Origin of the sequence: Kribbella speibonae (assembly GCF_004331375.1) — a bacterium.
Taxonomy (GTDB): domain Bacteria; phylum Actinomycetota; class Actinomycetes; order Propionibacteriales; family Kribbellaceae; genus Kribbella; species Kribbella sindirgiensis.
The window spans coordinates 1,219,088-1,238,223 of sequence record NZ_SJKC01000001.1 but is presented as its reverse complement, the minus strand read 5'-3'; the positions used below and the strand labels follow the sequence as shown (position 1 = coordinate 1,238,223).

13 protein-coding genes are annotated in these 19,136 nt (G+C 69.3%); 5 read left to right on the top strand and 8 right to left on the bottom strand.

Annotated elements, in window-relative coordinates; all coding sequences use genetic code 11:
- Nucleotides 1-9: 9 nt before the first annotated feature.
- Entirely contained in the window at nt 10-1,332 is a 1,323-nt protein-coding gene (gene hemL / locus E0H92_RS06180; RefSeq protein ID WP_131468974.1) for a glutamate-1-semialdehyde 2,1-aminomutase, read from the bottom strand.
- Between the two features lie 274 nt (nt 1,333-1,606).
- Here hemL and E0H92_RS06175 point away from each other — a divergent pair, with 274 nt between their 5' ends.
- A complete protein-coding gene (locus E0H92_RS06175) occupies nt 1,607-2,971 on the top strand; it encodes a lytic transglycosylase domain-containing protein (protein ID WP_131468973.1) in 1,365 nt (454 codons plus the stop codon).
- 120 nt (nt 2,972-3,091) lie between these two features.
- Here E0H92_RS06175 and E0H92_RS06170 read toward each other — a convergent pair whose 3' ends face one another.
- The 3 genes from E0H92_RS06170 to E0H92_RS06160 all read right to left on the bottom strand — a co-directional run bounded on the left by E0H92_RS06170 (nt 3,092) and on the right by E0H92_RS06160 (nt 9,771).
- On the bottom strand, nt 3,092-6,730 hold the full coding sequence (locus tag E0H92_RS06170; protein WP_131495641.1) for a S8 family serine peptidase: 3,639 nt from the start codon (nt 6,728-6,730) through the stop codon (nt 3,092-3,094).
- A gap of 179 nt (nt 6,731-6,909) precedes the next feature.
- Entirely contained in the window at nt 6,910-7,872 is a 963-nt protein-coding gene (locus E0H92_RS06165; protein ID WP_131468969.1) for an LLM class F420-dependent oxidoreductase, read from the bottom strand.
- A gap of 87 nt (nt 7,873-7,959) precedes the next feature.
- Complete coding sequence (locus E0H92_RS06160; protein WP_131468967.1) at nt 7,960-9,771, bottom strand: S8/S53 family peptidase; 1,812 nt, start codon at nt 9,769-9,771, stop codon at nt 7,960-7,962.
- A gap of 82 nt (nt 9,772-9,853) precedes the next feature.
- Between E0H92_RS06160 and E0H92_RS06155 the strand changes: the two genes are divergently transcribed.
- Together E0H92_RS06155 and E0H92_RS06150 are read left to right on the top strand one after the other, a co-directional pair.
- A complete protein-coding gene (locus E0H92_RS06155) occupies nt 9,854-10,561 on the top strand; it encodes a hypothetical protein (protein ID WP_131468965.1) in 708 nt (235 codons plus the stop codon).
- A gap of 115 nt (nt 10,562-10,676) precedes the next feature.
- Nucleotides 10,677-13,817 carry a glycoside hydrolase family 3 N-terminal domain-containing protein gene (locus tag E0H92_RS06150; RefSeq protein ID WP_238173327.1) on the top strand — a complete coding sequence of 1,047 codons (3,141 nt, stop codon included), beginning with the start codon at nt 10,677-10,679 and terminating at the stop codon, nt 13,815-13,817.
- Nucleotides 13,818-13,948: 131 nt separating this feature from the next.
- On the opposite strand, the gene E0H92_RS06145 is transcribed toward E0H92_RS06150, so the two are convergent.
- From E0H92_RS06145 to E0H92_RS06135, 3 genes are all read right to left on the bottom strand, one after another.
- Nucleotides 13,949-14,608, bottom strand: a complete 660-nt coding sequence (locus tag E0H92_RS06145; RefSeq protein WP_131468961.1) for a hypothetical protein — start codon at nt 14,606-14,608, stop codon at nt 13,949-13,951.
- 75 nt (nt 14,609-14,683) lie between these two features.
- Nucleotides 14,684-15,601 carry a GlxA family transcriptional regulator gene (locus tag E0H92_RS06140; RefSeq protein WP_131495639.1) on the bottom strand — a complete coding sequence of 306 codons (918 nt, stop codon included), beginning with the start codon at nt 15,599-15,601 and terminating at the stop codon, nt 14,684-14,686.
- Nucleotides 15,602-15,605: 4 nt separating this feature from the next.
- On the bottom strand, nt 15,606-16,205 hold the full coding sequence (locus E0H92_RS06135; protein ID WP_131495638.1) for a cysteine hydrolase family protein: 600 nt from the start codon (nt 16,203-16,205) through the stop codon (nt 15,606-15,608).
- 178 nt (nt 16,206-16,383) lie between these two features.
- Here E0H92_RS06135 and E0H92_RS06130 point away from each other — a divergent pair, with 178 nt between their 5' ends.
- Nucleotides 16,384-17,607 (top strand): aldose epimerase family protein, encoded by a 1,224-nt coding sequence (locus E0H92_RS06130; RefSeq protein ID WP_131495637.1) that lies wholly within the window; start codon nt 16,384-16,386, stop codon nt 17,605-17,607.
- Nucleotides 17,608-17,655: 48 nt separating this feature from the next.
- Here the strand turns inward: E0H92_RS06130 and E0H92_RS06125 are convergent, their stop codons facing one another.
- Nucleotides 17,656-18,438 carry an SDR family NAD(P)-dependent oxidoreductase gene (locus E0H92_RS06125; protein WP_131495636.1) on the bottom strand — a complete coding sequence of 261 codons (783 nt, stop codon included), beginning with the start codon at nt 18,436-18,438 and terminating at the stop codon, nt 17,656-17,658.
- Nucleotides 18,439-18,543: 105 nt separating this feature from the next.
- Between E0H92_RS06125 and E0H92_RS06120 the strand changes: the two genes are divergently transcribed.
- A complete protein-coding gene (locus tag E0H92_RS06120) occupies nt 18,544-19,119 on the top strand; it encodes a TetR/AcrR family transcriptional regulator (RefSeq protein ID WP_131495635.1) in 576 nt (191 codons plus the stop codon).
- The last annotated feature ends 17 nt before the right edge of the window (nt 19,120-19,136 follow it).

Sequence of the window (19,136 nt, the reverse complement as noted above, 5' to 3'; positions counted from 1 at the left end):
GCTGTCCCTTCAGTTCTGTACGGCGGCCGCCGCAGCAGCCGCTGGAGCCAGGGCGGACTCGAGCTCGGCCAGTGCGTCGTCGTCGATGGCGGCGCTGACGAACCAGGCCTCGAACGCGCTCGGTGGCAGGTAGACACCGGCGTCCAGCATGGCATGGAAGAACGCCGTGAACCGGGGCAGCACCTGGGCGTTCGCTCCGGCGAAGTCCCGGATCTCGGCAGGTCCCTCCGAGGACTCCACGAAGAAGACGCTGAAGAGGTTCCCGGCCGCCGAGATGACGTGCGGCACACCTTCCTTGTCCAGCGCGGTCGACACCAGGCGCTGGATGGTGAGCGAGGTCTCGTCGAGCTTGGCGTAGACCTCGTCGGTCGCCAGCCGCAGCGTGGTCAGACCGGCCGTCGTCGCGATCGGGTTCCCGGACAGCGTGCCGGCCTGGTAGACCGAGCCCTCCGGCGCGAGGTGGGACATCACATCGGCGCGACCGCCGAACGCCGCGGCCGGAAAACCGCCGCCCATCACCTTGCCGAACGTCATCAGGTCCGGCCGGACGCCGTCGACGCCGTACCAGCCCGAGCGGGTGATCCGGAAGCCGGTCATTACCTCGTCGGAAATGAATAGTGCACCGTTTTCCGTGCAGATCCGGGCGAGGAACGCGTTGAAGTTGTCCCGCGGCGGAACGACGCCCATGTTGCCCGGAGACGCCTCGGTGATCACGGCCGCGATCTGGTCGCCGTACTCGGAAAACGCTGCAGTCACGGCCGCCTGGTCGTTGTACGGCAGCACGATCGTGTCCGCCGTCGTGGCCTCGGTGACGCCCGGCGTACCGGGGATGCCCAGCGTGAGGACGCCGGAACCGGCCTGGGCCAGCAGCGCGTCCACATGGCCGTGGTAGCAGCCGGCGAACTTGATGATCTTGGCGCGCCCGGTGAACCCGCGGGCCAGCCGGAGCGCGGACATCGTCGCCTCGGTCCCGGACGACACCAGGCGGACCTTGTCCACCGGGGTCCGCGCGACGATCTCCTCGCCGAGCAGGACCTCGGTCTCGGTCGGCGTCCCGTACGACGTACCGCGGCCGACGGCGGCCTGGACGGCGGCGATCACCTCGGGATGGGCGTGACCGAGTAGCAACGGGCCCCAGGAACTGACCAGGTCGAGATAGCGATTGCCGTCGACATCGGTCATGTGACATCCGTCACCGGAGGCCATGAAGCGCGGTACGCCGCCGACGGCGCGGAACGCGCGGACCGGCGAGTTGACCCCGCCCGGGGTCACTGTGGAAGCTCTGGCGAAGAGTTCGGCGGAGTGTTCAGTGTGTGCGGGCACGGCCGCCATTCTCCCTTGCCGGTCCGGCGCCCCGACCGGCAGGGCCCGGGCGGTTTTCCGGACCCGATCGTCCGCAAGGGGTTCACAGGCGCTTTGTTACGCGCCAGTATGGGTACCCGGTGACCGCACGTACACGGTCTGCGTCCGTTGCGTAACCCACGCAACGGGGCGGACGTTAGACCTGGTACGACGACAACCGACAGTGACACAGAAGACACAGGACACAAAGACTGTCCGCAGCGTGGGGCCGGACCGGTCGATGAGTCACGGAGGGGAATCATCGATGGCGAAGGGCAAGCGCCGCGCCACGGGTAGCGGCTGGCGTCAGGTGGCGCCGCTGATCCCGCTGGCGCTGTTCGCGAGCGCGTTCACCGTCAGCGCCACGGACGACCCCGCGATCGCCACGGCGTCGCTGGAGAACGGTCTGTCCGGGAACACTCCGGTCGTCGTGCCGAAGCAGCCGATCACCTTCCCGGCCAGCGTGCCGGTGCCGGGGACGGTCGGCCCCGGTGTCGATCCTGGCGAGCAGCCGACGCAGGTGGTGTCGGGCCTGTCCCGCAACGGCATCCCGAACGCCGCACTCAAGGCGTACTCGCGGGCCCAGCAGGTGCTGGCCCAGGCCGACCCGGCGTGCCACCTGCCGTGGACGCTGGTGGCCGCGATCGGCCGGGTCGAGTCCAACCACGGCCGTTTCGGCGGCAACGCGCTGAACTCGCTGGGCGTCGCGGTCCCGGGCATCTTCGGCCCGCGGCTGGACGGTTCGTCCGGGACGGCCCGGATCTCCGACTCGGACGCGGGTTCGTTCGACGGCGACGGCGCGTTCGACCGCGCGGTCGGCCCGATGCAGTTCATCCCCGGCACCTGGCGAGCCATGGGAGTGGACGGCGACGGCGACGGCGTACGGAACCCGCAGGACATCGACGACGCGGCGATGTCGACCGGGGTCTACCTCTGCTCGGGCAAGACCGACCTGTCCAAGGCGAGCGACCTGAACGCCGCGGTCCTGCGCTACAACCACTCGCAGCAGTACGTCGACCTGGTGGTCAGCATCGCGAAGGCGTACGCCGGCGGCAGCTGGATCGCGGTCGGCAACGGCACCGCGGGTGACGACGTGGACGAGGCCGGCGACCAGATCGGCGACTCGAAGATCGACGCCCCGTCGGACAAGGACCTGCCGGAGGCGATCGACATCCCGACGCCCACCGCGACGGCGACACCGACTCCGACGCTGACCGACGAGCGGGACGACCGGCCGACGGACAAGCCGACCGCGACGCCGACGGGGACGCCGAGCAGCCGGCCGACGGCGACACCGACCTCGACGCCGACCACCTCGAAGCCCACCACGGCCAAGCCGACCGTTCCGACCACGACCACCCAGAAGCCGGGTCTCACCAGCCTGACCACGGCCGTCGGGGTCATCGTCGGCACGGTCGGCAGCACGCTGGCCGAGCTGCAGAAGGCCACGACGTACTGCCAGTCCGAGATGGCGAAGGTGACGATCACCAAGCCGACGCAGACCCAGCTGCAGAACTGCGTGACCGCCTACCAGACAGGTGGCGCCAAGGCGGTCGACCAGGTCATCCGCGGTCTGCTGTCCGCCCTCGGACTGCTGGGCATCCTCGGTGGAGGCATCCTCGGGAGCTGATCCCCCTAAGACAGGCGCGCCTGCCCCCACCCCTCCCTAGGCGCGCCCCTGGCGACGCCACGGAGCACTCCCCCCCGCTTCGTGGCGTCGCCCTTTTAACGTTCAGACGTCAGCTGACGTTCAGTTCGCCCAGGCGCGATGGATGGTCTGGGTGATGCTGTTGCCGATCAGATCCGTCGCGGTCACCCGGATACTCGGGTACGCACCGGCCGGGACCTGGGCGCGGAGCGTGCCGATCCCGCGCAGCGACAGCTTCTTCCAGGTCTTCCCGTCGTACGAGATCTCCGCCGTGGTCCGGAAGATCCCGACGCCGCGCACGCCCGGCTGGTAGCGCGGGGTGAGCTCGAGCCAGCCGTTGGTGTGCTTGTAGTCGACCTGAACGAGCGGCAGCACGGCCCGGCTCCTGGACGGCACCGAGAGGAAGTGCCACGTGGTGGACGTCGACGTCGACGTCTTGGCCCAGCTGTTCGGGCCACGTTGCTGGTCCAGCGTCAGGTCGTACCAGGCGGCGCGTTCCGGGACGGTGAACTGCGCGACCGACCAGTTCTTGCTGCCCAGTTCGACACCGTTGCTGCTCAGCTTCATGCTCGTCACGTCGCCGCGGTCCGCCCAGCCGAACGTGGTCCGGTCGCCGCTCACGTACTGCGGAATCGCGATCCGCAACGCGTTCTCGAACCGCGCCGGCGGCCAGCCCTGCGCCTCGTCACCCGGCGCGTCCGACAACGCCGGTACGGCGGGACGCGTCAGCGACTCCCACCACCCGCGCGTGACCTGCTCGCCCGGCCGGTAGGACCGCGCGATCGTCGACTCGAAACCGGTCTCGTTCCACTCCCCCGCGGACGTCTTCTCGTCCCAGGTGACACCCTTCTGATCGGTGACGAGGTAATCGGTCCGTCGCACCGCACCGGCCAGCAACCGCGACGCGGTCAGGCCGGTCGAGATCCCCGGCAGGTGCGCGATCCGCTGGTCGCGGTGCAGCCAGAACGCGTCGTTGCGCTGGAAGTCCGTCGTCACGACGGCCGGGCGCATCTTCGCGACGTCGTACGTCAGTGCACCCTTCACGACCGACGGGGCGATCGCGACGTCGTATCGGTAGGTGCTGTCGAGCAGGCCGTTGAGCTGCACGGACTGCGGGCCCTTCGCCAGCTCGCCGAGCAACTGCTTGCCCTGGTCGGAGCGCAACAGGTAGAGCGGAACGCCCTGCTCGGTACCGGTCGACCAGAAGCCGGGGGCCTCGTTGTAGAGGAACACCACCTTGGCGCCGGCGTCCTTCGCGGCCTTCACCTGTGCGGTCGTCTTGTTGAAGCCACCCCACCGGATCAGCACCGCGGCGTCCTTGGCCCCGGTCAGCTCGGCCGCGGTGCCGTCGCCCCCGTTGTAGAGCGGGAGCTTCGCGTTCCCGACGTACACCGTCCGCTGCGATCCCTCGCGGAACGTGGACAGCCGGGCGCCGTTCACGTCGACGGTCAGCTTCGGCTGCGCGAGGTCCCAGCGCTGCACGACCTGGAAGGTGCCGTTGGCAACCTTTCCGAAGTCCTGGATGTAGACGCCGTCGGCGACCGTCCCGTTGTACGCCCAGCCGGAGACGGCGTCCCGGTCGCCGACCTTGCGGTGCCAGGCGATCCCGATGCTCTGCGCGTCGGCCGGTCGCGGCGTCTTGATCGTCACCTTGTGCGCGGTCCGGGCGTCGAACGTGAAGGTCCGGTCGCTGCCGATCCACTCGTCCGGATCGCCGAGCAGCGTGACCGAGTTCGCCCAGTTCGCCTCGTCGCCGCCGATCGCGTACGCCATCACGCTGTAGCGGCCGGTCGGTACGTCGAGCGTGCGGCTGCCGGTCTGGTCGAACGCGATAGCGCTGACGTCGCCGGTGTCCTGGTTCCACAGCTGCACGCCGCTCGCCCCGGCCTTGGTGGTGGCGGGCTGTCCGTCGCGGCCGATCGCCTTCACGGTCACCTGGTTCAGCCGCCCGCCGGTCGCGAACCCGAGACCGGTCTGGTACGTCGTGGCGCCGGCGCGGGCCGTCAGCACCCCGGAGTACTTGGCGGACTGGGTCTTCGCGAGGTCGAGGGTGACGGTCGCGGACGCCGTACCACCGGCGGGGATGGTCAGCCGGGCTGGGCTCACCGTCAGCCCGGCCTCCACCCCCGCCGGAGACTGTGCGCCGACCGCCAGCGTGAGCGTCACCGAGCGGTTCGAGTTGTTGCGGTAGGCAACCTTGCGGGTGACCGGCGCGGGGGCGGTCGGGCCGGTCCACGAGAGGTCACCGAAGAACAGGTTGGCGGTGTCCGGGAGGATCTTCGGGTCGAGGGCGTTCGGGATGTCGATCCGGCCGAGGCCCTGCTGGTCGGTGCGGGCGCCGGCCGACGGGACGGCCGTCGAGGCCAGCGCGGCCTTCAGCTGCGGGCCGGTCCAGTCGGGGTGCCGCTGCGCGAGGATCGCGGCCGCACCGGCGACGTGCGGCGTCGCCATCGACGTACCGCTCATCGCCGTGTAGTACTGGCCGAGGATGTGGCCCTGCTCGGTACCGGCCGCACGGGCGGCGGCGATCTCCACGCCGGGAGCGGTCACCTCGGGCTTCAGGGCGCCGTCACCGAGGCGCGGGCCGCGGCTGGAGAAGTTCGCCAGGCTGTTGTCCCGGTCGACCGCCCCGACGGTCAGCGCCTCGGACGCCGCCCCCGGAGATCCGACGGTTTCCTCGGCGCCGGAGTTACCGGCCGCGATCACGAACAGCGCGCCGCTCGACTTCGACAGCCGGTCGACGGCCTCGCTCATCGGGTCGGTGCCGTCGGACGGCCAGCCGCCGAGGCTCATGCTGACGACCTTCGCGCCCTGCTGGACGGCCCACTCCATGCCGGCGATCGCCTCGGAGTCGTAGCCGCCGCCACTGTTGTCGAGCACCTTGCCGATCAGCAGCTCGGAGCCCGGCGCCACCCCCTTCCGCTTGCCGTCGGACGCCGTACCGAGACCGGCGACGATCGAGGCGGTGTGCGTGCCGTGGCCGTGCAGATCCTGGACCGCCTGGTCGGGGACGAAGCTCTCCGACGCGACGACCTGCTTGGCGAGGTCGGGGTGGCCGGCGTCGTACCCGGTGTCGAGGACGGCGACCTTGACGCCGTGACCGTCGTACCCCTGCTTCCAGGCGGTCGGGGCGCCGATCTGCTTGGTCGACTGGTCGAGCGTGGCGTGGGTGCGGCCGTCGAGCCAGATCTTGGTCACCTGGCTGGACTTGAACATGGTGGGGCCGCTGATGCCGTCCCAGAACGTCTTCGCGTCGGCCTTCTGCACGCTCACCGCGGTGCTTCCGACGCTGGGCAGGGTACGGCGGACCGTCGCGGCCGTACTGCGCAGCGTCGTGGAGCCTGTGATGAGGAGCGGGAGCTGGGTACTGCTCGCGTCGTCGTACCCCTGCGCCGCCAGCTCGGTCAGGTTGAAGAGGCGCTTGTCGAGGCGGCCCGCCGAGAGCAGCGGGTAGGCGTCGGCCGGGACCAGCGTGAGGTCTCCGTCGAATGTGCCGAAGTAGTACGGCTCGTCGTCGAGCAGGCGGGCCGAGACCTGGCCGTTGGAGCTCGTGGTCAGCTCGGCGACGTCGCCGGTGACCAGCGTGATCCGCTTGCTGCTTGCCCCAGGCGTCGGGTTGGTTGCCGTGGGGACGGCCGGCGCGTCCGGCGGGCCGGCATTCGCCGTGGTGGTCGTCAGCAGCAGGGAACCGGCGACCACCGCGGCGAGCAGGCCGGCCGCGGACCGGGACATTCGAGACATCACAGGGGGAAACCTCCCGACGCCCCGACCCACGCGAGGCCGTCAGAAGGACCCTCGCAGTTGCCGTCAGCCCCGGTCTACCGATCCCCCTGACCTACATCCGCCATGACCGATACCGGCCACCTTGAGCACCCACCAACCAAACACCGCGCCGAAAAACGGTTGGTGGGTGCTCAAAGTCAGGCGAAGCGCTTGGCGACGTTCTCGACGCGCTCGAGGAGGTCGAGGTCGTAGGCGACGCCGGGGACGTAGAAGATCACGTAGTCCGCGCCGGCCTCCAGGACCGCCTCGACCTTGTCGGCGATCTCGTCCTCGGTGGCGATGAAGTTGTCCCGGTCGAACTTGTCCCGGTTCATCGGGCCGAGCGCCTTCGCGGTCGCCTTCTGCGGGTCGTCGCCCTTGTCGATCGGGAACACGTTGAAGTTCGTCGACTTGATGATGTCGTCGTAGTTGCGGCCGAGCTTCTCGCAGTGGCCGCGGAGGATGTCGGCCTTCTCCTTGAACAGCTGCGGGTTGCCGCCGCCGATGTTCGCGGCGTCGGCGTACTGCGCGACCAGCTTCAGCGTGACCTTCGGGCCGCCGCCGCCGATCCAGAAGCTCGGGTGCGGCTTCCGGACGCCCTTCGGTTCGTTGATCGGGGCATCGATCGAGTAGTACGTGCCGTTGTAGACCGGCTTGTCCTCGGTCCACATCTTGTAGATGATCTCGGTCGCCTCGCGGAACGCCGCCATCCGCTGCGGGATGTCGGTCCACTCGTAGCCGTACGCCTTCCACTCGTGCTCGTACCAGCCCGCGCCGATCCCGGCGTACAGGCGGCCGTGGCTGGCGACGTCGACGGTGGACGCGATCTTCGCGTACAGCGACGGGTTGCGGTACCCGTTGCAGCCGACCATCTGGCCGATGTTGACCCGCTTGGTGTCGCGAGCCAGGGCCGCCGTCGCGCTCCAGCACTCGAAGGTGGTGTTGTCACTCGGCTCCGGCACCGTGTGGAAGTGGTCGAACAGCCAGATCGAGTCCCACGACTGCTCGTCGGCCCGCTTGGCGACGTCGGTCATCGCCTCCCACTGCTCGATCGGATCGGCGATGCCGGCCAGGTCCATCTTCCAGCCCTGCGGTACGAAGACCCCGAAACGTGTAGTCATGCTGCCATCCTTTCCGGGGATGGCAGCATCGGTCCATGAATTCGAGTACTGAATTTGCACTCAATCAGACCACTACAGCTTCTTAATTCATCGGGCGCTCAGGACCCCCGCTCCGCTACCGGGTTCGCTGCGATCGAGGGCTCGGGCGGACAGCAGGGCGTTCAGTGCGATCGGTGCCAGGCGGCCGCCGAACTGCTGCCTGGTCAGGGCCGCGACGCCCGCGGCGGTCGGCGCCGAGGCCGACGTACCGAAGAAGCGGCAGCTGCCCTGCACCGCGGTCGGGCAGGTTCCGGAGCCGAAGCCGCCTGCACCGCTGACCGACTCGCCGTCGGCAGCGAGCCAGTTCGGCGCCGGGAAGTTCAGCGCACCCGCGCCCGGGATGCCGCGGCACGGACCGGGCCTGCCACCGGCGCAGCGGGTCGTGCTGACGAGCTGCACCGGACCCGCGCCGCTGTACGCCTCGACCGGAGTGGTCGCCGGGTCGGTCGACACGCTCGCGTTCACGGCGCCCGCGCTGGTCGCGAAGAACGTGTAGTTCGCGTCCGGGTTCAGCGATCCGGCCCGCTCGGTCGGGTCGAGGGTCTGGACGCCCGCCGACAGCGCCCGCCAGCGCAGGTCGAGGATCGGCGACTTGACGGCCGTCGAGGTGCCCTGGACATCGACGACCAGCTTGGCGCGCTGCGCGGCTCCGGTCGTGTTCTCGTAGATGAACTGCTCGATGGTGTCGCCGACGCCGTTCGCCTGAACGGCGTTGCTGGCCGCGAGGCACGTCGTACCGGACTCGTCCATCAGGTACAGGTTGAGGTCGGTGAAGCCGCCCTGGCCGGCGGTCGGGTAGACCGCACGCGGCTCGCTCCACTGCAGGGTCGGCATGACCGTCGCGCCGGGCAGCAGGTTCAGGTCGTACGTCGTGTCCGCGCCGCGGAGCTTCACCACGTTGTCGGGAGCGTTCGGGCAGCCGTTGAACGGGCCCACGACACCGTCCGGACCCGCGCCGGTCCCGGTGGCGGTCACGCGGGGCGCGTGCCGGTTGCCGAGGTTGCCGGCCGAGGAGCTGACCCAGATGCCGTGCTTGGCGAGACTCTCGGCGGTCGCGGCGCCGATGCCCTGCTGGAAGGCCGGCTCGTCGTCGAAGGCGATGTCCTCGGCGATCATCGTGACGCCGGCCGCGGCGAGCGTGTGGAAGGCCTCGACGTACTGCGCCGTGGTGTCCTGCGTGCTGGCGTACGCGAGCTTCGCGCCGGGCGCGAGGTCGTGGATGATCTCCAGCATCGCGGTGCCCTCGTCGTCCTCGTACGACGCCGCTTGCTGCAGCACCTGTACGTCGGACGGGAGCTCGCCGGCAGCGATCGCGTCGGCGATGTGGTCCACGTCGCCGGAGATGGCGCCGATCTTCTGACCGCGGCCGGTGAGACCGCGCGCCTGGGCCTTGTCGGCCTGGTGCAGCTGGACGCCCTCGGCCGTGATGGGGCCGACGTCGACGGCCGGACGGATCGCCGGGCGCAGCGCGGTCACCCAGCTGAGCGCGGCGACGGCGTCGAGCTTGTCGGCCGGGATCTGGGCGGCGACCAGGCCGGTGCTCGGCAGGTCGACGCCAGGGACCTTCGTGAAGTTCGCGGAGTTCTTCTGTACCGAGACGCCGAGGGCGGTGAGGTCGGCCTGCTGCTGCGCGGTGACCGGCGCGGCGGCGTACACCTGGACGCCGAGGCGGTTGCCTTCGACACCGAGTGAGCGGGCCTGCACACCCGACTGCTTCTTCGCGGCATCCCGCAGCATCGACGGGATCTTGCTGGGCGCAGCCGCTGGGTCCGGTGGTGCCGCGGTCGCCGGTGAGACCACGGCAACCACGGCCATCGGAACGATCAGCATGACGCTGCCCAGCACATAGCGAAGCTTCATTTGGTGTCCTCTCCCCCTACAGCGCGGTCGCGACCACAGTCATCTACCCACCAACCGACTGTCCAGTCCTTGCGTCGTAACGATGCGAAGGAGGTTCATCATCGAGACCACGAAGTTCGATCACTTGTTCACCACCGCGACGCCGCGGATCGCGGCCGGTACACACCAGCGCGACGAACTCCCCCGCGAAGGCGGTCGCTGGCCGGTCAGCGTCGTACTGCGCCCCGCGTCGGACAGCCGGGTCGCCCACACGCTGGACGCCGTCACGCAGGAGGCGGCGGACCTCGCGGGCCCTGGGCACTGGCAGACCGGGCAGCTCGGCTCCGCTCACCTGACCGTCCGCGCCCTGGAACCCCGACGGGAGCACCTCGCCGCCGACGATCCTGTCGTCGCCCGGTACCACTCGGCACTGCACCGCGCGGCCGCGCGGACTCAGTGGCCGATCGGCTTTCAGGTCACCGGCCTCACCCTCACCGCGGGCTCGGTCATGGCCTGCGCCGAGCCGGTGGACGCGGCCGCTGACACCTTCAGCGACCACGTCACCGACGAGCTCGGGCCGGACGCCTGGTACGAGACCGAACGCCGCGACATCTGGTACCTCAACCTGCTCCACTTCACGGGCGACATCGTGGCCCCGGACGCCCTGATCGAGTGGGTCGGCGACCGCCGCACGACCGCGCTCGGCTTGGTGCAGGTCGAGGCTCCGGAACTGGTCCGGTCCGAGTACTGCCCGGGTCCGCGTCCACACATGGGCCCGATCGTGCTCGGCGACACCGTGAGAGCGCTCTAGTTCCGGAACCGGTGAGCTCTTGACCCGGGTTCGGGGAGGCCTGAGAGTCGGGCCCGAGAGTCCCCTGTGTGCCCTGTGAGGAGTCGCCATGCTCTGGTGGTCAGGTTCTCGATCCGTGGATCGCCGGAGGGGGCGGGTGGCCGTGGTCGCGGCGGCCGCTCTGGTCGGCGGTCTGCTGGTGACGACGCCGGCGGCGGCCGACGACCCGGCGCCGGTGACGCTGGCGGCGTTCGAGGGCGCGGAGCCGTTCGCCGCACCGCCGAACGCCGGGATCTTCACCTGGGGCAGCGACGCCGACGACCCGCCGACGCTCGAGCTGCAGGCTCGCGCGGACGCACCGGCCGGCGAGAAGGTGCTGCACGGGACCTACAACATCAGCGGCTGGGGCGGATTCAGCCACGACGTCACGTACGACGTGAACCCCGGCGACTGGTCGCCGTACAAGGGGATCCGGTTCTGGTGGTACGGGCAGAACACCGCCCCGCTGCCGCCCGGCTCCGGGAAGCGGATCTTCTTCGAGATCAAGGACGGCGGCGCGAACGCCGAGGCGTCCGAGCTGTGGAACACCAGCTTCACCGACGACTGGCAGGGCTGGCACCTGGTCGAGATCCCGTTCGGCGACCTCGCGTACCGCGGTGACTACCAGCCCGTCGGCGGGATCGACCACATCCTGAACCTGACCCAGATGTGGGGCTACGCGTTCACGATGCCGGCCGGCGCTCCGGGTGAGTTCGCGATCGACCAGGTCGAGGTCTACGGCAAGGCCGATCCGGCGCTGAAGAACAGTGTCGTCACCGACGCCGACGTGTACCCGGTCAAGGAGGGCGGGACCGCGCAGGTGAAGGTCTCCGTCGCGACCACCGGCGGTACGCCGCTCGACGAGCCGGTCACCGTCGACTACCGGACCGGAACCGGAACGGCCGGCGCCGACGACTACACGCCGGTGTCCGGAACGATCACGTTCCCGGCCGGAACACTTTCCGGAACGTCGCAGAACGTTTCCGTGGCGACCCGGAAAGACCGTTCCGCCGAGGTTGCGGAAACCGTTCCCCTCGAGCTCACGGTGAGCGGCGCGAAGGCCCCGCAGACCCAGCCGGTCGTGGTGATCGACGCCCACGACCTGCCGTACCTGAACCGGAAACTCCCGATCAAGAAACGGGTCGCCGATCTGCTGTCCCGGATGACAGTTTCGGAAAAGGTCGGACAGATGACCCAGGCCGAGCGGAACGCGCTCCGCTCCCGCTCGGACATCGCGTCGTACGCGCTCGGCTCGCTGCTGTCCGGCGGCGGCTCCGTCCCGACCCCGAACACGCCGGCCGCCTGGGCCGCGATGATCGACACCTTCCAGCGCAACGCGCAGGCGACCCGGCTGCAGATCCCGTTGATCTACGGCGTCGACGCGGTGCACGGGCACAACAACGTGATCGGCGCGACGATCCTGCCGCACAACATCGCGATCGGCGCCACCCGCGATCCGGACCTGGCCCGGCGGACCGGTGAGGTGACCGCGACCGAGGTCCGCGCCACCGGCATCCCGTGGGACTTCGCGCCGTGCGTGTGCGTGGTCCGCGACGACCGCTGGGGCCGCGCGTACGAGGGGTACGGCGAGGATCCGGCGCTCGTGCGGTCGATGGCGACCGTGATCACCGGGCTGCAGGGCAAGGCCGACGGCAGTCAGCTCGCCCGCAACAACCGCGTCCTCGCCACCGCGAAACACTTCGTCGGCGACGGCGGGACGACGTACGGCAGCTCGACGACCGGCTCGTACAAGATCGACCAGGGCATCACGCAGGTGACCCGGCAGCAGCTGGAGACGATCCACCTCGCGCCGTTCCAGACCGCGGTCGACCTCGGCATCGGCACCGTGATGCCGTCGTACTCGAGCATGTCGATCGACGGCGCGGCACCGGTCAAGATGCACGGCGACGGTGAGCTGATCAACGGCGTGCTGAAGCAGCGGATGGGCTTCGACGGGTTCGTGATCAGCGACTGGCAGGCGATCGACCAGCTGCCGGGCGACTACGCGAGCGACATCCGGACCTCGATCAACGCCGGCCTCGACATGATCATGGTGCCGACGAACTACCAGGGCTTCACCCAGGGCCTGACCGAGGAGATCGGCGCCGGCCGGATCCCGATGACGCGGATCGACGACGCGGTCCGCCGGATCCTGACCGAGAAGTTCAAGCTCGGGCTCTTCGAGCACCCGTACGCCGACACGGCCAACGCCGCGTCCATCGGGTCAACTGCCCATCGGGCGGTTGGGCGCGAGGCCGCGGCGAAATCCCAGGTGCTGTTGAAGAACGACGGGAATCTGTTGCCGCTGGCATCGACTGCGAAGGTGTACGTCGCGGGGAGTAACGCTAACGATCTCGGCAACCAGATGGGCGGGTGGAGCGTCAGCTGGCAGGGCGGATCCGGGGCGACCACCACGGGTACGACGATCTTTGACGGGATCAAGCAGGTGGTGCCGGACGCGACGCTCAGCGCGGACGCGTCGGCGCCGCTCGAGGGTCATGACGTCGGCGTGGTCGTGGTCGGGGAACGCCCTTACGCTGAAGGGATCGGGGATGTCGGCAACGGACATGATCTGCTGCTGTCGGACGCCGACAAGGCGGCTGTGGACAAGGTCTGCGGTGCGATGAAGTGCGTGGTGCTGATTGTGTCCGGTCGGCCGCAGGTGATTGCGGATCAGCTCGGGAAGATCAACGCGCTGGTTGCGTCGTGGCTGCCGGGGACCGAGGGAGCTGGGGTCGCGGATGTGCTGTTCGGGAAGGTTCCGTTCAGTGGTCGGCTTCCGGTGAGCTGGCCGCGGGCGGAGGATCAGCAGCCGTTGAACGTCGGGGATGCGTCGTACGACCCGCAGTATCCGTTCGGATGGGGGCTTACGACGCAGGCTGCAGCTCGTGCGGCGTTGAGCGAGGCTCGTGCCAGGCTGCTGCGGCAGCATGATCCGTATGCGGTGGCGGCGGGAGTCGCGGCGAGTGTTGCGCTGCGGGTCCGTGATTGGTCGGGGCCGCAGGCAACCATCGCATTGGTTTCTGCCGCCCAGTCCGCCAAGTTCCTGGAGCGCACCAAGGTGGACTCCTTCGCTGAGGACGATGCGGTCGTCGGCGTTGCGCGGTGGATGGCGCAGAACCACGTCGGCCAGAACCTGAACGAGCCGACGTCGAAACTCATCTCCGACGCCGACCACGCCCTGCTCAGCGGGCAGTTGACCACCGCAGTCACGAAACTGACCGCAGCAACGCACTAAACCAGTGATGGTCGGGACGGTGACCCCTCATCCGTCCCGACCATCACACCCCACGCACGAGACCCACCGCCCCAGCTCCCCCACAGGCCTCGCACCCCCGCGCCTTACCCCCGCTCTTCCCCCGCGGGACGTCAGCGGGTGATCTTGGCTGCTGCCTGGCGTGCCAGTTTGTCGAAGTTCGGTGCGGGCATTCCCGGACCCATTTCGCTGAAGGCCAGGACCGAGACGTTGCGGCCCTTCAGCGTGACGGCGTACGGGAAGCCGCCTGCCTCGCTGCCCGGGTCGTTCGGCTTCGGGTAGTCGTACCAGCGGATCACCTGCGTGAGGTCACCCGAGGCGCCCTTGACCACGCGGTTCTCGGTGATCTTCCGCGCGTGCGTCGGCGCCGGCTTGCTGTACGTGCAGCTCTTCAGCGTCGCGATGATCGAGTTGTACGCCGCCCGCGCGCTCGCCGCGTTCGCGTACTGGCTGACGTACTGCGCGCCGTACGAGTCCATGTCGTTGCTGAACCCACGCGCCATCCGCGCCGCAACCCGCTTCCCCTCGGTCGAGGCCGGCCCACAGTACGTCCGCGGCAGGATTCCCCTGTCAACCTGCCGGACCCACGCCGCCCGCGCATCGGCCTTCTTCACCTCGCCGACCGTCAGCATCTGCGACCGGCTCAGCGCGGTCGCCGACGTCGTACCGGCGTCCGCCCCCTGCGTCGCCAGCGCCGTCAGCCCCACAGCCAGCACACCTGTCGCCACACCGGTCGCAACCACACCTCGGCGCATGCCCCCAGCAAACCTCATGGTCCGTCCCCTCGTCGGTTGGTTGTACGAGTAGACGTGCGACCCCCGGAAAAAGTTGTTCCGGTCTAGACGGATCTAGACGGAGGTTCGGCCACGGAGCCGGCGGAGCATCCGGGCGTCCTCGAAGCCGACCGTGCGCGCGGCGGACTCGACCGTGGTGCCGTGGCCGATGAGGTGTTCGGCCCGCTCCAGGCGGAGGAGCTGCTGGTACCGAAGCGGGGTCAGGCCCGTGGCGGCGGTGAAGATGCGCGTCAGTGTGCGTTCGCTGACGCCGACCTGCCCGGCCAGATCGGTCAGCGGCAGCCGGTCGGCGTACCGGGAGTCGATGACGTCCTGGACGCGGTGCGCGAGGTCGCTGAGGTGATCCCGATGGCGGAGCATCGCGGACTCCTGCAGCTCGTCGCCGTTGCGGCGGGCGTAGACGACCATCTCGCGCGCGACCCGGGCCGCCGCCTCGGCGCCGCGGCCGACCGCGACCAGGTGCAGCGCGAGATCGATCCCGCTCGCGATGCCGGCGGACGTGATGACGCGGTCGTCCTCGACGTACAGCACGTCCCGGACGATGATCGCCCGCGGGTACCGGGCGGCCAGCTCGTCGGTGAGGTCGTGGTGGGTCGTGAACCGCCGCCCGTCGAGCAGACCCGCCCACCCGAGCGCGTCAGCCCCCGAGCAGACACTCGCGACCGACCCACCGGCCGCGTGGTGCGCGAACAGTCGCTTCCGGAAATCCGGCCCGATCGGCGGCTCCGGCGACAACCGCGGCGACCGCCATCCCGGTACGACGATCAGGTCCGCCGAACCGAGCTCCGGCCACTCCAGTTGGGCCCGCAACGGCACGCCCTGAGCGGTCGCGATCTCCTCGGATTCAGCGACGTACGAGACCTCGTACCCGTACCCGAAGTCGTTCGCCGTCGTGAAGACCTGCGCCGGCCCGGCGAGATCCAGCAAATGGAGCCTCGGCACCAGGACGAAGACGACGCGAGTAGGGCGCATCCGGTCAGGATGACACGGGAACGCCGGTGAGCTCGTCGAGGGTCCGGATGGTGGCGAACCGGCCGGCCAGCACGTACTCCGTCCGCTCGGCGACCTGCTCCGCGGTCAGGGTCCGCGGATCGGCGAGGATCTCCTCGACACTCGCCTCGTCGCGGATCGACGGGTGCGCCAGCGCCATCGTCGCGGTCGCCTCGGTGACGAACACGACGTCGTACCCGAGGTCGGACCCGACGCGGGCGGTGGTCTCGCAGCACTGCTCGGTACGGATGCCGGAGACAACGATCTCGCCGACGCCGTGCTGGGTCAGCAGTTGCTGCAGATTCGTTGTGGTGAAGGCGTTGTGCGACGTCTTGGTCAGGGTCGGCTCACCCGGCAACGGTTCGAGACCGTCGATCAGCCGCACATGCCCGTTGACCGGGTCGAACGCCCCGCCGGTCCCCGGCTCGGTGTGCAGCACCCAGACGACGAGGTCGCCCCGGTCGCGGGCCGCGCGCACCAGGCGGTCCACCCGCTCGGCGATGTCGGCGTGGTTCACCAGCTGCCAGTTCGGGCGGACCCGGAACGATTCCTGGACGTCGATGACGATCAGTGCGGTTCGGCTCATGACCTCATTCTGGCCCGCGAACGACGTACCGCTGAAGGCTCGATCGGGCCCCGGACCGGACCGATCCGGTCAGCGCGCAGAGATCGGACGAATTCACACCGTTCCGAACTGTTCCAAACACCGGTCTGGCGCGCTTATCGTGCCAAGGTCCTGCTTCTACAACGATTGAGGGATTGCGATGCCCGATCACCTGCCCCGCCGCCAGGTCCTCCGGACCGCCGGCGCCCTGGGCCTCGGTGCCGCCGCCGCGGGCGCTCTCAGCACGACCGCGAACGCGAGTACCGAGGCCGCTGGCACGCCGGATAAGTTGGCGACCATGGGCGCACACCACGGCAAGCTAGACATCCGCAAGGACCCGTTCGGCACCACCCCGGACGGCCAGAAGGTGGACGTCTACACGTTCACGAACGGCCGGGTGACGATCTCGATGCTCACCTGGGGCGCGACCATCCAGCGCGTCGAGACGCCGGACCGCCGCGGCAAGACCACGAACATCAGCCTCGGTTTCGACAACCTGCCGGACTATGCGGCGCTCAGCCCGTACTTCGGCGCCACCATCGGGCGGTACGGGAACCGGATCGCGAAGGGCAAGTTCACCCTGGACGGGACGACGTACCAGATCCCGGTCAACAACGGCGAGAACGCGCTGCACGGCGGCACCCTCGGCTTCGACAAGAAGGTCTGGAAGGCCAAGGTCGTGCAGAGCGACAAGGCCGTCGGCGTCGCGTTCACCTACGTCAGCCCGGACGGCGAGATGGGCTTCCCCGGTGAGCTCACCAGCACCGTCACGTACACGCTGGACAAGCGCGACGACCTGCGGATCGACTACCACGCGACCGTGGCCGGCAAGGCGACGATCGTGAACCTGACCAACCACGTGTACTTCAACCTGCTCGGCGAGGGCAACGGCACCATCTACGACCACGTGCTGGAGCTGAACGCGCCGAAGTACACGCCTGTCGACGCGACCCTGATCCCGACCGGCGAGATCGCCCCGGTCGCCGGGACGCCGTTCGACTTCAGCCGGCCGACCGCGATCGGCAAGCGCCTCCGCGGCGACCACCAGCAGCTGATCTTCGGCCGCGGGTACGACCACAACTTCGTGCTCGGCGGGCAGCCGGACAGCAACGGGCTACGGCTCGCGGGACGCTTCTGGGAGCCCGAGCACGGCCGCACGATCGAGGTCCTCACCGACCAGCCCGGCGTCCAGTTCTACAGCGGCAACTTCCTCGACGGCACGTTCCTCGGCATCGGCAACAAGGCCTACCGCCAGGGCGACGCCTTCGCCTTCGAGACCCAGCACTTCCCGGACTCCCCCAACCACACCAACTTCCCATCCACAGTCCTCCGCCCCGGCGAGACCTACAAGTCGACCACCATTTACAGCTTCGGCACCAAGTAGGCCGTTCGTACCGCCGTACCTTCAGCTGCTGAAGGTACGGCGGTACGACTAGGCGGTCTTTACGATGCCGCCGTCGATCAGGTAGTCGGCGCCGATGATGCTGGCGGTCAGTGGTGAGCACAGTTGGACTACCAGCGCGGCTACCTCGGACGGCTCGATCAGGCGGCCGGTGAGCATGCCGGTTTGCTGGGGTAGGGCGGCCAGGAGGTCCTCGTGGGGGACGCCGAGGGTTCGCGCGAGTTGGCCGCCGTACTTGTTGGGGTCTGTCCACAGCGCGGTTCGCACCGGGCCGGGCGAGACGGTGTTCACTCGCACGCCCTGCGGGCCGAACTCCTCGGCCAGCGCTTTGCTCAGGGCGGTCAGGGCGGCCTTGGCGGTCGTGTACGGCGTGGGGCCGCTCGACGGCATCCGGGCTCCGTTCGAGGACACGTTGACGATCGCGCCGCTCTGCCGGATCAGGCTCGGTAGCGCGGCGCGCGTCGTCCGCACGGTGGCGAAGTAGTTCACGTCGAACAGCTGCCGCCAGGCGTCGTCGTTGATGTCCAGGAACCCGTTCGCCAGCTCACCATCGCCGCCACCCACGTTGTTCACCAGCAGATCCAGCTCGCCCACCTCGGCCAGCGCGGCGGTGACCGCCTGCTCCGGCCCGTCGGGCGTTGCGAGATCCGCGGGTACGACGTACGCACCGGTGGCACGCAGCTCCGGCGTGCCGGTCCGCGCGATCGCGACCACGCGCACGCCCTCGGCGACCAACTGCTCGACGACAGCCAGCCCGATCCCTCGACTCGCCCCGGTGACGAGCGCGGTCTTGTCCTTCAGCTGCAGATCCATCTCATCATCCTTAAATCGCATCTTGGCTGACCCTGAAAACGTACTACTTGCTACACCAGTGTTGCAAGTAGCGTGGAAGACGTGACTTCCGGGTAGTCTTTTCACATGACCGTCCGACCCCTGCGTGCCGACGCCGAGCGGACCGTGCGGACGATCCTGGAGGCGGCCGAGCGAGTCCTGGCCCGTAACCCGTCCGCCTCGATGGAGGAGATCGCCGCGGCGGCCGGCGTCGCGCGGACGACCGTGCACCGCCGGTTCGCGACCCGCGAGGCACTGGTCACCACGATGCGGACCTGGGCGTCGACGCAGCTCGCGCGCGCCGTCGACGAGGCCCGGTTCGAGACCGCGCCGCCCTTGGTCGCGCTCTACCAGGCGACCGCGAACGCACTCGAGGTCAAGGTGTCGTGGGGCTTCGCGATGAACAGCGCCCCGGCCGCCAGCGAGAGTGACGAGATCATGGCCGGCGTGGTCGCGTCGTGCGACCGTCTGTTCGAGCGCCTGCAACGGGCCGGCGTACTGCGGGCCGACGTCGACCTGATCTGGGTCCGCCGCGTGTACTACGCCTTGCTCCACGAGGTCGCCCAGAGCACCGATGCCGACGAGACCGACACCGACACGTTGGCGACCCGGGTCGTCGACACCCTCCTCCGTGGCGTCGGTTCACCGAACGCCCAGCTGTGAACCCGACGCGCTGAGCG

Coding starts and splice junctions, on each gene's coding strand:
- hemL (WP_131468974.1), bottom strand. CDS start 1,332: ATGGCGGCCGTGCCCGCACACACTGAACACTCCGCCGAACTCTTCGCC.
- E0H92_RS06175 (WP_131468973.1), top strand. CDS start 1,607: ATGGCGAAGGGCAAGCGCCGCGCCACGGGTAGCGGCTGGCGTCAGGTG.
- E0H92_RS06170 (WP_131495641.1), bottom strand. CDS start 6,730: ATGTCTCGAATGTCCCGGTCCGCGGCCGGCCTGCTCGCCGCGGTGGTC.
- E0H92_RS06165 (WP_131468969.1), bottom strand. CDS start 7,872: ATGACTACACGTTTCGGGGTCTTCGTACCGCAGGGCTGGAAGATGGAC.
- E0H92_RS06160 (WP_131468967.1), bottom strand. CDS start 9,771: ATGAAGCTTCGCTATGTGCTGGGCAGCGTCATGCTGATCGTTCCGATG.
- E0H92_RS06155 (WP_131468965.1), top strand. CDS start 9,854: ATGCGAAGGAGGTTCATCATCGAGACCACGAAGTTCGATCACTTGTTC.
- E0H92_RS06145 (WP_131468961.1), bottom strand. CDS start 14,608: ATGAGGTTTGCTGGGGGCATGCGCCGAGGTGTGGTTGCGACCGGTGTG.
- E0H92_RS06140 (WP_131495639.1), bottom strand. CDS start 15,601: ATGCGCCCTACTCGCGTCGTCTTCGTCCTGGTGCCGAGGCTCCATTTG.
- E0H92_RS06135 (WP_131495638.1), bottom strand. CDS start 16,205: ATGAGCCGAACCGCACTGATCGTCATCGACGTCCAGGAATCGTTCCGG.
- E0H92_RS06130 (WP_131495637.1), top strand. CDS start 16,384: ATGCCCGATCACCTGCCCCGCCGCCAGGTCCTCCGGACCGCCGGCGCC.
- E0H92_RS06125 (WP_131495636.1), bottom strand. CDS start 18,438: ATGGATCTGCAGCTGAAGGACAAGACCGCGCTCGTCACCGGGGCGAGT.
- E0H92_RS06120 (WP_131495635.1), top strand. CDS start 18,544: ATGACCGTCCGACCCCTGCGTGCCGACGCCGAGCGGACCGTGCGGACG.